Genomic DNA, 13,496 nt, shown 5'->3' on the forward strand with positions numbered 1-13,496 from the left:
CTTTACTGGCGCAGTTCCTCTGCGGCCTCGATGTCGATGATGCGGTGCACGGACAGGACCCGCTCGGTGTCCTTGGCGGGATCGAATACCCGGACCCTGCCGCCGCTCACAGAGAGCGGAACAACAATTTCCAGGCTGGCATTCCCCAGGCTGTCCACCACGTTCATATGGATCCGCTGCTTCAACCGGATGGCCCTTTGCAGTGCCTCAAGCCCCAGCTGGGTGGCTGCCTCGCTGCCGGCAGCAGTGCCTGGAAGATGTCCGACGCCGGGACCGGCCTGCCGCAGGACGGCCAGCTGGGCTTCGACGTCCTCCGCCGGGGGCGCCATCCGGGGTGCGGTATAGACAGGGCGGGTGCTTTCCTGCGCCGGGGCAGCCCGGCGCAGGTGGGCGGGTTCGGCGCCGTCCACGGACGGGGACAGGCCCAGGCTTCGGAGAGCGGCGGCGAGTTCACGCGGCGGCGACGAGGACGTCAGGACGGTTGGAGACAACCTGGCCAGGCCAAGCTGGACGGCCTTCGGTCCGGCCAGCAGCTCGCGCAGGGCCGCTTCGTCGTCGCTTTGGACGAAGCTGGCGGCCTGGCCCACGCGGAGCCTGCCGTGCCGGGAGGCCGTGTCCTCCACGAGGTACTCCAGCGGCTGGGGTACCGCCGTCGCGGAGTGTTCACCCAGGAAGCGCAACAGGCCGGCGGCGTCGTATCCGTGGTCCAGCGCCCGTTTGATGGACGCCGCGGAAAACCGGTAGATCGTGGCCGGTCCCTGCCCCTCGGCGTCGGCCATGGCCAGGAGCTTTTCGGTCAGCGCCGGAGCGAGGTAGCCGGGCGCAACCGCCGTGAGGTCGGCCTGCAGCAGCACGTGGTTGAGGGCCGCCGGCAGGTGTTCACCCAGAATGGCGAGGGCGGCGTCCGGGTCGTCTTCGGCGAAAGCGCTCCCCAGCTGGCTCAGCGCCCCCGACCCCAGCAGGCCCAGCAGTTCCGCTTCGGCCAGCACACCGCGGATCAGCGAGCTGAACCGCCTGGCCATCCGCGGCTGCGACCACTCGGCGCGCTGCAGGACGGCTGCGGCGTCCAGCACGGGCGCGGCACCGTCGGACGCGGACGCCTCCTGGGTGAGCTCATGCAGAATCTCCAGGATCCGCTTGCGGACCACCGGAGCGTCGGGACGCTGCGCCCCGGCGGACAGTGAGGCGATGGTGGTTCCGGCCGCTGACCGGGCCGCCGCCGCGCCCGGGGCTGAGTTCACGGGCTGGCCCACCATGGACGGCACGCGTTCGCTGGCCAGCCAGGCGTTCACCAGCCACAGCCATTGTTCCTGCCGGGGAAGGACCAGCCATTCCAGTTCCGGCGGCTGCACCCACGATGAGGAGTCGACGTCGAGGCGGATCAGGCCCGCCAGCCCGCACAGCTCCAGGAGCAGGCCCACCGCGCCCTGGTCGATCCGCAGGTGTTCGGCCAGGCGCCGCACTTCGCGGACGCCCACGCCGCCACTGCGCAGTGTGGCCAGCGGGTGTTCCCGGACGGCGTGCAGCAGCTCGGAGACCAGCCGCAGGGTTTCCGAGATGGCGCTCAGGGCCGCGTTCCTGCGCAGCGCCGCCGTGGTCCGGCCAAGCTCCGGGACCGGCGGCGACAAGGTGAAGTCATTGATGATCGCCCCGCCGCGCAAGGCCAATCCCACGCTGTGCGGCAGCTCCACGTGGGCTGCGTCCAGCGGAACCAGCAGCCCGCGGGCAAGGAGCCAGTCAACGGGCCCGACGTCGGTACCCTCCGTCGTGACCGACGCTTTCCGCTGTGCCTGGGGGACGGCACCCATGGCCCAGTTCCGGAACCTGGCGAGCAGCGCCGTCGTCCGTTCCGGGGCCCCGGCGAGGATGTCCTGCAGGGCCTCCGGTGTGGACGTCCAGTGCTGAAGGGCCAGGGCCGCTTCCATGGGCGTGGTGGCATCCTGGATCGCGAAGCCGCTGCGGTGCAGTTCGGAGACCAGCTGCACCGCCCGCTGGGCGAACGCCGGCTGCAGGCGGACCAGTTCGGTATAGCTGCGGCCCAGTCCGGCGGGGTAGATTCCCACCACATCCTTGAGCGAGCCCACGGGGAGGTAGTACGGCTGGCTGGCCGCCGGGGGCGGCGTGCCGTGCGGGGGAGCGGCGGGGTGCACCAGGCCGAGTTCCTGCAGGCTGGCCAGGATTCCGTCGACAGTGGCCCGGGTGGAACCGCGGATCAGTTTGTGCACGGCCTCGGCGGAGGCGCTGTGCCCGGTGTCGGTGTTGGTGCACAGATGCAGGGTTTCCAGGACCTGCATGTGCGGCCGGTTGAGCCGCTCCAGGGCGCGCTGGACGCTGACCCGGGAGCTTGCGCGGGCTGCCAGCGCAGCGAAGTCGGGAACCGAAGGGGTGATGAGGTCCGGCCGCGCGGCGAACAACGCCCGCAACGAATCGTCGCTGCGTGCCTCCAGGTCCTTGCCAAGCGCGCGAATGAGGGACATCAGTCCAACGTTACCGCTGCTGGGCCCTTCCCGCCCGCCGCCGGGCGGCAACTCCGTCCAGGACCAGCAGGAGCATCAGGATGAAGGCTATGGGCAGGCCGTACAGGGCGGTGTAGGTGATCCAGGCGGGAGCTACCGAGCCGGCGAAGGCCAGGGCCATGACAGCTGCCACGGCTACCAGGGACAGCACGGCAACAACTGCGGCGAGGACCATCAGCGGCCGCCGATAACGCGAGGGAGTCATGGACGCAACGCTACCGCGCCTGGCACGGTGCGGGTAAAGCCGGGCCTTGCGCCTGCGGCGGAACGGCACTGTCCAAAGCGCCGATAGGCCGTGGGGCAGGATAACCTTGAAGCATACAGACCAACACGGTCCCGGTTCGCCATACCCTGAACCCGCACAACCATGCGGATGCGGTGGCGGCCGGCCGTGTCTCATGACAGCAGAACGAAGAAGGTTGATTACGTGCCTACCGGCAAGGTCAAGTGGTATGACAAGGACAAGGGCTTTGGGTTCCTCGCGGGCGAGGACGGCCAGGAGGTCTTCCTGCCCAAGTCGTCGCTGCCCGAAGGCGTCAGCGAGCTCAAAGCAGGCACCCGGGTTGAGTTCGGCGTAGCGGACGGGCGCAAGGGCGCCCAGGCACTGGGCCTGCGCATCCTGGACAAGACTCCCTCGATCGCCAAGGCCAAGCGTCCGAGCGCCAAGGACATTGCCCCGCTGGTCCAGGACCTGGTGACGGTGCTGGACAACCTGTCCGGGACCCTGTCCAAGGGCAAGTACCCGGACGGCAACAAGGGCAAGGCCATCGCTGCCGCCCTCCGCAAGGTCGCCGACGAGCTCGACGTCTAGGCGCCCATGACTCCCGATTCTGAACAGCCGGCCGCGCCTGTGCAGGAGCAGGCTGCCAAGGCTGCGCCCAAGCGCAAGGCAGGCGTGCCTGTGTGGCGCACAGGCAAGCCGGACGCGTTCCTGGCCGCCGCCGTCGACACTGCCCGGACTGCCGTGGAGGGCATCACGCCTGCGGCCACCATCGGACCGCACCTCGCCGCCAAGAGCGAGGGCGACCGGCTGGTCACCCATCTGTTTGAGTCCCGGCTGCCCGGGTACGCGGGGTGGCAGTGGTATGCGGTGCTGACGCGCAACTCCCGCTCGAAAGTAGTCACGGTCAACGAGCTGGGCCTCCTGCCGTCGGAAGATTCGATCCTGGCCCCGGAGTGGGTGCCCTGGGCCGAACGCGTCCGCCCCGAGGACCAGCAGCAGGAGTCCGAAGCGGACAGCCAGGAAGCGGCCACCGCTGACGCCGACGACGGCGAAACGGCGGAGGAATCAACGGACGACGCCGGGACACAGGCGGAAGCCTGACCGCACCTCCGCCGGGAAACCGGCCACCCCCTCGCCGGGGACAACGAAAAACGGCGCCGTCCGGGGTGAACCCAGGCGGCGCCGTCGTATGTTCCAGCTGTTTTCCGTGCCTACTTCCGCAGCTCGCCCACCACGTAGTCGATGCTGGACAGCAGGGCCGAGACATCGCTCGGCTCGATGGCCACGAAGGTGGCGATCCGGAGCTGGTTGCGGCCCAGCTTCCGGTAGGGCTCAGTATCCACGATGCCGTTGGCGCGCAGGACCTTGGCCACGGCCGCGGCATCAACCGATTCGTCGAAGTCGATGGTGGCGATGACGTTGGAGCGTTCCTCCGCCTTGGCCACGAACGGGGTGGCGAAATCAGAGGCCTCTGCCCAGCTGTAGATGCGCCCGGCGGAGTCGGCGGTGCGCGCGGCGGCGAAATCCAGGCCGCCGCTGGAGTTCAGCCACTGGACCTGGGCGTCCAGCGTGACCAGCGTGGACAGCGACGGCGTGTTGTACGTCTGGTTCAGGCGGGAATTGTCGATGGCGGTCTGAAGGTCCAGGAAGTCCGGGATCCAGCGGCCGCTTTCCTTGATCCGCGCGGCGCGCTCAACAGCGGCAGGGGAGAACAGGGCAAGCCAGAGGCCGCCGTCGGAGGCGAAGTTCTTCTGGGGCGCGAAGTAGTAGACATCGCTCTGGGCAACGTCCACGTCCAGGCCGCCGGCCGCGGAGGTGGCGTCCACCAGGACCAGCGATCCCTCGTCGGCTCCGGAAACGCGCGTGACGGGGGCGGCCACACCGGTGGAGGTCTCATTCTGGGGCCAGGCATAGACATCAACGCCGGCCTCGGCCTGGGCAGCCGGCCGGGTGCCCGGCTCGGACTTGATGATCGAGGAAGCCTCCAGGAACGGTGCCTTGTTGGTGGCCGCGGCAAACTTGGACCCGAACTCGCCGAAGGAAAGGTGCTGGGCCTTCTTCTCCACCAGGCCGAAAGCTGCCACATCCCAGAAAGCGGTGGAGCCGCCCACACCGAGAACCACTTCATAGCCCTCCGGGGCGCGGAAGAACTGGCTCAGCCCTTCGCGGACGGACCCCACCAGGTTCTTGACCGGCGCCTGGCGGTGCGAGGTGCCGAGGATGGTCTTGGACGCTGCTGCCAGTGCATCGATCTGTTCCTGGCGCACCTTTGACGGGCCGGCGCCGAACCGCCCATCCTTCGGCAGGAGGTCGGCGGGGATCGTGATGCTGGTGTCGCTCACAGGTGCTCCAATTCGGCGGGGACGAAATTTTTGGTCCGGACGGGCGGGTCATGGCCCGGCCGGCAGCAGGCGATGGCTGCGCAGCGGGCCTTCACCATTCTGCCTGAATGGCAGGGGCGGCGGGAGCCGGCAGCCCCAAAGTCCAAACGTTGAGACGGGCTGCCCGGGCGGTGCCGCACGAAGCGCAGCTATTCGGACAAACTCAAAATAGGCTAAGCTTTCCCCCGAACTACCTCGCGGGAAGAGGCGATACGGTGGGACAACGCAAGGTACTGCGCTCGAGGAGCTGAGCTGGATGACGGATCTGATCGACACTACGGAGATGTACCTCAGGACCATCCTGGAGCTTGAGGAAGAAAACATCGTTGCCCTCCGGGCCCGTATCGCCGAACGCCTGCGCCACTCCGGCCCCACCGTGTCCCAGACCATCGGCAGGATGGAGCGCGACGGGCTCGTGGTCGTCTCCGGCGACCGGCACCTGGAACTCACGGACACCGGCCGCAAGCGGGCCACCGAGGTCATGCGCAAGCACCGGCTGGCCGAACGCCTGCTGGCCGACGTGATCGGCCTGGATTGGGCCTACGTGCACGACGAAGCCTGCCGCTGGGAGCATGTCATGAGCGAGCGGGTTGAGCGGCGCATCTACGAGATGCTGGACCACCCCACCGAATCGCCCTACGGCAACCCCATCCCCGGCCTCGCCGCCCTGGGTGGACAGGCCGCCACCGCTGGCGCCGACGGGGCCATCAGCCTGGTCGAGGCCATGAAGGGCTATGCGCCGGCCTCAGTTGTCACCATCAGCCGGCTGGCCGAACCGATCCAGGTGGAGCCGGAGTTGCTGGCGCAACTGGACGAAGGCGGAATCCGGCCCGGCGCCGCCGTGGCGCTGGAACACGTGGGTGACTACATCTCGGTCCGGGTCCCGGGGATTGAGGGCGCACTGGAGTTGCCGCCTGAGGTTGCCGCACACGTTTTCGTCTCTGTGTCCCAGGCCTGAGCCCCGGGGTTGTACCCCGAAGGGGCACTTTCACGCAAAGATAACGGAATTGTTACCTAGGGTCTTAAGGCCCTATAGTGGAACCAATCGTTGATACTTAAGCGTTACCCGATCCGGAGCCGAGCTCTGCCAGCGGATCGGGTGCACGAGTCGTTACTGGCAGAGGCGGGGGAACCACAATCGGCAGCGGGGGACTGCCTTGGGGTGAAGTCCGTCAGCAGCAAGCCTCTCCAGTGAAGGATTCTTCCGGGAATACCCCTGCGCAGAAGCTTGCCATGACGGGCCGGGTCTTTGATCTCTCTGACCCGAATCCGACAGCTAACTCCGCAGGCTTTTCCAGAGAGGAACCCTTCTTGACCATGCAGACCTCCAGGGGGCGCCGCCGCGCAGCCAGCCCCCCTTCGGCGCCCCGGGTTGTCGAAGATGTAGCAGCGGAGCGCCCCCGCGATCTGCATCGCGACGCGCGCCGCCGCCGGGGGCCCCTGCGGCAGGTAACCGAATTCGCCGCCGCCAGCGGGATTGGCCAGAAGGCCGGAATCGCCCTGGCCGCCACCGGCCTGGTGTTGACGGTCACAGTACCCGCCACCAGCCCGGTCATGGCCACTGACGCTTCCGGCAACGCGCCCCTGGCGGCTTCCTCCGTCAGCCCGCAGCCGCAGATTTCCGCCGATGTGGGGGCCCAGATCGACTTCAGCCGCTCGGCTGTGGTGACCCAGGCGGATCCGGACGGGAAGCTCAAGCAGCTGCTGAGCGCCCAGTCCGCCGGCTCGGTCACGCGGGCCGCGTCGGCCGGCACCCTGGCAGCGCCACTTGCCTCCCTCACCACTGCCTCGCCGTTCGGATACAGGGTGAGCCCGATTACCGGCGGCTCCGGCGACTTCCACCGCGGCCAGGACTTCGTGGCGCAATGCGGGACGTCCGTCCTTGCTGCTGCGACCGGCACCGTTACTTTCGCAGGCTGGCACCAGTTCGGCGGCGGAAACCGGGTGGTCATCGATCACGGCAACGGGCTGGAAACCACCTACAACCACCTGTCGTCCTTCAACGTCAAGGTGGGCCAGACAGTCTCCCGCGGAGAAGTAGTGGCCCTCAGCGGCACTACGGGTGCTTCCACCGGCTGCCACCTGCACTTCGAAGTGCAGGTCAACGGTGAAGTGGTCGATCCGATGGGCTGGCTGTAACCGAATGATTGCCCACTCTCAGATCGCAGTGACCTGCCGTGACCTGAATGTGACATTGAAACAAAACTGCTGTACCGTCTAACTCGCGTCAACTTTTCCGAAGTTGACGCTCTTGAGTGGATTGCCTAACTCTGCCACCGCTCAAGGTCCGTTCGCATTTCATCGTCTGGCAGGGGCGGGGGAACCAATTTTGGCCTTCTCTCCAGAAGGCCTTGGGGTTAAGTCACGAGCTTCCCAGGAAGCAGTGTGGCCGGGTGACTCCCATCCGAATCCGACAGCTCACCTCGCAGGCATTGGGAGAGGCTACCTTCGTGTCTTCACGCCATCATTCTGCGCGCCACCGTGCGCAAACGGTTCGCACCAGCCCCTTGGACGCCGTGTCCAAGGCCGTGAGTGCAAATGCCGGGACCGTAGGCCGCCAGGCTGCCGTAGTGGCAGCCGCTTCGGGCCTCATCCTGAGCATGGGCCTGCCCGCCAATGCAGCTGACACCACCGCCGGCGTCTCTGCATCCACTGAGTCCGGCTCGGCGCAGACGGCCCTGGCCGTCACCGCTGCCCCTACGGCCACGGTTTCCTTTGAGCGCCCGGTCGTCAAGACCACCGCCGCTCCGAAGGTGGAAACCGTGCGTCCCCAGTCCACGGCACCGGCCGACCGCGCCGCCACCGCCGGCCAGGACTCCGCTCCCACCGCCAAGGTTGCCGAGACTGTGTCCGCCGCAACCTCTGGCATTGCAGCCATCGCCTACACCGGCATCGGCCACTCCTACGTATGGGGCGGCACCAGCCCGGTCACCGGCTGGGACTGCTCCGGGTTCGTCCAGTGGGTCTACGCACAGGCCGGGATCAGCATCCCCCGCACCAATGCGTGGAGCATCATGACCCCCACCTCCACGCCGCAGCCGGGCGACCTCGTTGTCCAGAACGGCGGCGCGCACGTGGGCATCTACGTCGGCAACGGCATGATGATCAGCGCGCTCAACCCCTCCCAGGGCACGCTGCTGCACTCGCCCGCAGCCACCGGTACCTCGTCGTACTACCACCTCAACAAGTAGTTCTTGGGCTTAGCGCTCCAAGGGCTATTTCTTTGCCCACAGCTTTCCCGCTAGAAACCAGATCCCCGTTCGGGATGCGCCGGCGTACCCCCAAGATGCCGGCGCGTCCAGCCCCCTTTGCCTGCCTACACGCGGTTCGAAGGAAAAACGAAAGAGAGAACTCATGACGACTCGTGCTACCGCACGGCACCGCGCCGAGGTCACCAAAACAAACTCGATCGCCATCATCGCCAAAGCTGTCACCGACAACGCCGGCGGCATGGGCCGCCAGGCTGCCGTTATCGCTGCGGCTTCCGGCCTGGTCCTGACCAGCGGCATCGCAGCGAACGCTGCCGATGCCAACGTCAAGCGCGATTCCGCTCCGGCGTCCCAGCTGGAAGTCGAGTCCGCCGTCGACGCCCCGATTTCCGCGGCCTCCACCATTGCCATCAGCTACGAGAAGCCTGCCGTCACCACGACGCCAGCTCCGGTCGTTGAGCCCGAGCCCCAGGTCCAGGTCCAGGAAGCTGCTCCTGTCGCGCAGGCTGTTGCTGCTCCCAAGGCCACGGCCAAGGTTGTTACGGCTTCCGCTCCCGCCGCTCCTGCGGCCCAGGCTTCCGCGAGCGGCAAGGGTGCGGCCATCCTGTCCGCCGCCTACGCCCAGCTCGGCGTGCACCAGGACTGCACCATGCTGGTGACCAACGCACTGGCCGCCGTCGGCATCCACTTCCACGACTGGCCGGCCGGCTACCTGTCGCTGGGTGACACCGTTCCCATGTCCCAGGCCCAGCCCGGTGACCTGCTGTACTACGCCGACGGTGGCGGCGGCATGGCCCACATTGCCGTTTACGCCGGTAACGGCATGGCCGTCCACGGCGGCTTCAACGGCAACGACACCGTGGTCTTCAGTGCCAACGTCGGCTCCGGACCGGTTGCCATCCGCGTACGCTAGGCAATCCCATGCCGGCCTGAACCAGCGCCGGCCGACATGTTGCTTGCCAAAGGACCCCCGCCAGAAAGGCGGGGGTCCTTTGCGTTTAAGAGGTCTGCCGCCCGCGCCTTTGGCTTTAGCCCGTCCTGGTGGCGGAAAGGCCTCCGGGGCGGCGATTACCTGATTTTGCACTTCTCTGTTTACTCTTGTGATGTCGATCCATAGCCCGGACATGCCGAGGGCAGCCGGCCCTCGTGCCCCTGACGGGTGCGGCCGTGAAGAGGTAAGTGCATGCGCACTCTCGTTCTGAATGCTGGATATGAACCGCTGGCGGTTGTCACTTTCCGCCGGGCGCTGGTGCTTGTGCTCACGGGCAAGGCAAGCGTCGTGGCTGAAGGGGACGACCCCGTGGTGGGACCCACTGACGTCCTGGGCCGCCCGTCCGTGATCCTCCTCAACCGTTACATCCGGCCCCGGTACAACCACTCGACGGCAGTCAGCCGCAGGGGCGTACTCCGGCGGGACGGGCATAAATGTGCGTACTGCGGCAAGGCCGCGCACACAATCGACCACGTTCACCCAAAGTCGCGTGGGGGTGCCGATTCCTGGGAGAACCTGGTGGCCGCCTGCCTGCGATGCAACAACGTCAAGGGCGACCACACTCCCGCCGAGATGGGGTGGACCCTTCGGTTTGTTCCCGAACCGCCGCACGGGACGATCTGGCAGATCAAGGAGCTGGAGAAGCCGACCCCCGCATGGGATCCGTTCCTGTTGCCGGAGCGCGCTGCCTGACTGCCTCCCGGCCGCTGGGCGGCACCCGATTGGGTGCTGGTCGTAGGCTGGGGGAGTGCACAAGAACAGCTTGGCTTTTGATGCCCTGATCCTGGCCGGGGGGCGCTCATCCCGCCTGGGCGGCGTACCCAAGCAGTCATTGGTCTTCCACGGCCAAACCCTCCTGGAGCGCGCAGTTGCCGCGGCGGCAGGTGCCCGGCTGACCGTGGTTGTCGGAGATGCGGGAGTCCAGCCGGATGACGGAGGGGAGAGCCTGCCCCCGTCGATCCGTCCCGGCAACCTCCTGGCATGCCGGGAGGAGCCACCCTTTGCCGGTCCCGCGGCTGCGATTGCCGCAGGCCTGGACACGCTGGCGGGGAGCGGGGGAGGGGCGCCCTGCACCCTGGTGCTGGCATGCGACATGCCGCTGGCCTCCCAGGCGGTGGCTGTGCTGCGGGACGCACTGCTTGATTCCGGCGCCGGCACAGACGCGGTGGTGGCCTGCTCCGATGACGGCAGGATGCAGCCGCTGGCAGGTTTTTACAGCACAGCCGAGTTAAGAAGATCCTGCGCCGACTTGGCTTCGCGCAACGCCTTGGTCAACGGCCCGGTGAGGGCGCTCCTTGCTAGTCTGGACGTGCAGCTTGTCACAGTCCCCGCCGGGTCCACCGCCGATGTGGATACCTGGGATGATGCTGCCGCGCTGGGTGTTGCCGCCGGGAACCAGCACGCAGGACAGTACCGGCGCGCAGCCGGAGACAATGTGGGAGGCAAGTCGTGAAAAGCCAGGACGAAACGCTGGAAGAGTGGTGCAGGGCGCTCCTCCAGGCGTACAAACTTGAGGACGTCCAGGTGGACGTCAACGCCGTGCTGTCACTCGCAGGCGTCGCCGCCCACTCGGTTGTCCGGCCGGCCGCACCGCTGACTACCTTCATCGCCGGCTTCGCCGCGGGTCTTGCTGCCGCACCCGGCAGGGAGCTGGATGCGGCATCGATGGACGCGGCGCTGGCCGTTGCCCGTTCCCTGGCGGCCGACTACGACGCTGAAGCCGCCGGGACTCCCGGCGAATGACCGCAGAACCCCATGACGGTCCTGGCGCGCCGCCGGGCACGGAAGCCCAGGCGCGCGCGGGCGAAACTGAAGACACACACGCTGGCCATCACCACGCGGCACACACCTGGCAGGAAGCGAGGCAGGCTGCCTTCGATGCGGCAACCCCCATTCCGCCCGGCCCCGTCGCGCTGCGGATAGCCCTGGGGCGCAGGCTCGACCAGGACATCGTAGCCCCGCAGGACATGCCCCACTACGCCTCCTCGGCCATGGACGGCTGGGCAGTCAACGGAAGCGGCCCGTGGATACCGGTGGAGACAGGCACCCGCCTGGCGCCGCACCTGGCAAGCCCCATTGCCACCGGTGGCCTCATCCCGCCAGGTGCCAAGGCAGTGCTTCGCAGCGAGAACGCGGTCCTGGGGCAGGATGACGAGGGACTGCCCGTCCTGATGACAGGCGGCAAGGCGCGTCCGGGCGAGCCCCGAGCTGGAGAGCACATCAGGAAGGCCGGGGAGGAAGCCCTCGAAGGGGACCTCCTGGTCAAAGCCGGGGTAACGCTCAACCCCGCACACCTGGCCCTTGCCGCCCTGGCCGGCTACGACGAAGTGCCGGTCCAGGGCAAGCCCGTGGTCCGCCTGGTGCTGACCGGATCCGAAGTGGTGGAACAGGGCACGCCCGCCCCCGGCCAGGTACGCGATACGTTCGGCCCGCAGCTGCCCGACGTCGTGGCCATGCTGGGCGGCATCCCCGCAGGCCAGCAGCGGATCGGCGATTCCTACACCGAATGGCTCGCGGCCCTCGAGGACGTGCTCCCCGAGGTGCCCGGCGCGCCGGACCTGCCTGCCGACGTCGTCATCACCACCGGGGGCACCGGACGCTCGGGAACGGACCACCTCCGCCGGGCAGTGGCTGAACTTGGCGGCCGGCTCATCATCGACGGCGTGGCCATGCGGCCGGGACACCCCGCGGTCCTGGCCGAGCTTCCCGACGGCCGTTTTGTCCTGGGACTTCCCGGCAACCCGCTGGCGGCCATGATGGCCCTCTCCACCGTGGGTGCCCCGCTGCTGGCTGCCCTGGGGCACCGTCCCATGCCGCCGGTGGAGGACGTGCCGTGCGGGACGACGATTGAGCCCGACCCCGGCCGCACCCGGCTGATGCCCTTTCGGCTGCTGTATGGCATGGCATCCCCGGCGCAGCACACGGGGCCCGGCATGATGCGCGGGCTGGCAGCCGCCGACGGCGTACTGGTGGTGCCCCCGCACGGGGTGCAGCTGGGCGAACTGGTGCCTGCCTTCGCGCTGCCGTGGGGGACGCCCATTCCGCGGCCCGGCGAACGTGATGCGAAGGCCAAGCCCCGGACCGCCGCCCGCACCGGCCAGCCCAAAGCCAAACCGGCGCCCAGCGGGCCCGTCGACTGGAGCGCGCTCCTGGGCTGATGCACGGCAGGGCTGGCGCCGTTGTCGGGTTCTCCCCGGCCCGTGAAACAGGGCGGCCTCTGTTGGTGCCATGATGGAGTAATGAACAGGCAGGGTGGAATATGGGACGAGTAACCCAGCGCCGGAAGGTGCACAAGTATGTCCTGGACGGTTCGCCGAGTGCCTTGGAGTACCCGGTCCGCCACCGCGAAGACGTCCTCGCCGTGGAGGAGCCGCTGGAAATCCGGCTCGGCGGCCTGTCCTACTCGGTAACCATGCGCACGCCCGGGGACGACTTCGACCTGGTGGCCGGCTTCCTGGTGTCCGAAGGCGTCATCTGGGCGCCCGAACAGCTGGTGTCGCTCCGGTTCTGCGCCGGCGAGGACGAAAATGGCGTCCAGACATTCAACGTGGTGGAGGCCCAGCTGCGGCCCGACGTTCCGCTCCCGGACACAGGCCGCCGGGTCTACACGTCCAGCTCCTGCGGTATCTGCGGAACCGATTCCATCGAGGCCGTCCAAAAGTCCTCGCACCACAGTCCCCAGTCGGATCCACTGACGGTGGATGCCAAGGTCCTGGCCTCCCTGCCGGACCTGTTGCGGGAGTCCCAGCGCGTCTTCGACGATACCGGCGGCGTGCACGCGGCGGGCCTGTTCAGGATTGACGACGGCGGCGTGCCCCGGCTCCTGTGCCTGCGCGAGGACGTGGGGCGCCACAACGCCGTGGACAAGGTAGTGGGCTGGGCGCTGCGTGAAGGGCTCCTGCCGCTGGCCGGTACTGTCCTCCAGGTTTCCGGCAGGGCGTCCTTCGAACTGGTCCAGAAAGCCTCGCTTGCCGGAATCCCCGTCCTGGCCGCCGTGAGTGCACCGTCGAGCCTTGCTGTGGAACTGGCGGAGGCCAACGGGCTGACCTTGGCAGGTTTCAGCCGGGGCAGCAGTTTCAATGTCTACGCCGGAGACGCCAGAATCCTGGGGCCCCAGCCCGCCGTGCCACGGCCCTAGCGCGGGCAAGGACTTGGCCCGTCCCGCACCACCAGCCC

The 13,496-nt window shown here is 68.0% G+C and carries 14 protein-coding genes and 2 riboswitches; of the genes, 11 read left to right on the forward strand and 3 right to left on the reverse strand.

Annotation, left to right across the window (positions count from 1 at the left end; genetic code table 11):
• Positions 1–2: 2 nt before the first annotated feature.
• Positions 3–2,477: a helicase-associated domain-containing protein gene (locus tag ACFVTD_RS19965; protein WP_387566544.1), complete on the reverse strand. Its 2,475-nt coding sequence runs from the start codon at positions 2,475–2,477 to the stop codon at positions 3–5.
• Positions 2,478–2,487: 10 nt separating this feature from the next.
• A complete protein-coding gene (locus tag ACFVTD_RS19970; protein ID WP_387566547.1) occupies positions 2,488–2,721 on the reverse strand; it encodes a hypothetical protein in 234 nt (77 codons plus the stop codon).
• A 222-nt stretch (positions 2,722–2,943) separates the two neighbouring features.
• Here ACFVTD_RS19970 and ACFVTD_RS19975 point away from each other — a divergent pair, with 222 nt between their 5' ends.
• Entirely contained in the window at positions 2,944–3,327 is a 384-nt protein-coding gene (locus tag ACFVTD_RS19975) for a cold-shock protein (RefSeq protein WP_387566550.1), read from the forward strand.
• 6 nt (positions 3,328–3,333) lie between these two features.
• A complete protein-coding gene (locus ACFVTD_RS19980) occupies positions 3,334–3,840 on the forward strand; it encodes a DUF3027 domain-containing protein (protein ID WP_387566553.1) in 507 nt (168 codons plus the stop codon).
• A gap of 110 nt (positions 3,841–3,950) precedes the next feature.
• Here the strand turns inward: ACFVTD_RS19980 and serC are convergent, their stop codons facing one another.
• Positions 3,951–5,081, reverse strand: coding sequence for a phosphoserine transaminase (serC, locus tag ACFVTD_RS19985; protein ID WP_387566556.1), 1,131 nt, complete (start codon positions 5,079–5,081; stop codon positions 3,951–3,953).
• 295 nt (positions 5,082–5,376) lie between these two features.
• Here serC and ACFVTD_RS19990 point away from each other — a divergent pair, with 295 nt between their 5' ends.
• The 9 genes from ACFVTD_RS19990 (at position 5,377) to fdhD (ending at position 13,458) form a co-directional block, all read left to right on the forward strand.
• Positions 5,377–6,078: a metal-dependent transcriptional regulator gene (locus ACFVTD_RS19990; RefSeq protein ID WP_387566558.1), complete on the forward strand. Its 702-nt coding sequence runs from the start codon at positions 5,377–5,379 to the stop codon at positions 6,076–6,078.
• Between the two features lie 107 nt (positions 6,079–6,185).
• A riboswitch (cyclic di-AMP (ydaO/yuaA leader) is annotated at positions 6,186–6,427 on the forward strand.
• Positions 6,428–6,437: 10 nt separating this feature from the next.
• A complete protein-coding gene (locus tag ACFVTD_RS19995) occupies positions 6,438–7,259 on the forward strand; it encodes a M23 family metallopeptidase (protein ID WP_387566762.1) in 822 nt (273 codons plus the stop codon).
• Between the two features lie 112 nt (positions 7,260–7,371).
• Positions 7,372–7,566, forward strand: a riboswitch (cyclic di-AMP (ydaO/yuaA leader).
• A 70-nt stretch (positions 7,567–7,636) separates the two neighbouring features.
• A complete protein-coding gene (locus ACFVTD_RS20000; RefSeq protein ID WP_387566561.1) occupies positions 7,637–8,311 on the forward strand; it encodes a C40 family peptidase in 675 nt (224 codons plus the stop codon).
• Positions 8,312–8,474: 163 nt separating this feature from the next.
• On the forward strand, positions 8,475–9,242 hold the full coding sequence (locus ACFVTD_RS20005) for an NlpC/P60 family protein (protein WP_387566564.1): 768 nt from the start codon (positions 8,475–8,477) through the stop codon (positions 9,240–9,242).
• 270 nt (positions 9,243–9,512) lie between these two features.
• Positions 9,513–10,013, forward strand: coding sequence for an HNH endonuclease (locus tag ACFVTD_RS20010; protein ID WP_387566566.1), 501 nt, complete (start codon positions 9,513–9,515; stop codon positions 10,011–10,013).
• Positions 10,014–10,068: 55 nt separating this feature from the next.
• Positions 10,069–10,773 carry a molybdenum cofactor guanylyltransferase gene (locus tag ACFVTD_RS20015; protein WP_387566569.1) on the forward strand — a complete coding sequence of 235 codons (705 nt, stop codon included), beginning with the start codon at positions 10,069–10,071 and terminating at the stop codon, positions 10,771–10,773.
• Positions 10,770–11,063 (forward strand): DUF6457 domain-containing protein, encoded by a 294-nt coding sequence (locus ACFVTD_RS20020; RefSeq protein ID WP_387566571.1) that lies wholly within the window; start codon positions 10,770–10,772, stop codon positions 11,061–11,063. The genes ACFVTD_RS20015 and ACFVTD_RS20020 overlap by 4 nt, the downstream gene beginning before the upstream one ends.
• Positions 11,060–12,478 (forward strand): molybdopterin molybdotransferase MoeA, encoded by a 1,419-nt coding sequence (locus ACFVTD_RS20025; RefSeq protein ID WP_387566574.1) that lies wholly within the window; start codon positions 11,060–11,062, stop codon positions 12,476–12,478. The genes ACFVTD_RS20020 and ACFVTD_RS20025 overlap by 4 nt, the downstream gene beginning before the upstream one ends.
• 101 nt (positions 12,479–12,579) lie before the next feature.
• Positions 12,580–13,458: a formate dehydrogenase accessory sulfurtransferase FdhD gene (gene fdhD / locus ACFVTD_RS20030; RefSeq protein ID WP_387566577.1), complete on the forward strand. Its 879-nt coding sequence runs from the start codon at positions 12,580–12,582 to the stop codon at positions 13,456–13,458.
• Positions 13,459–13,496: the final 38 nt, after the last annotated feature.

Source organism: Pseudarthrobacter sp. NPDC058119, assembly GCF_042884655.1.
Taxonomy (GTDB): domain Bacteria; phylum Actinomycetota; class Actinomycetes; order Actinomycetales; family Micrococcaceae; genus Arthrobacter.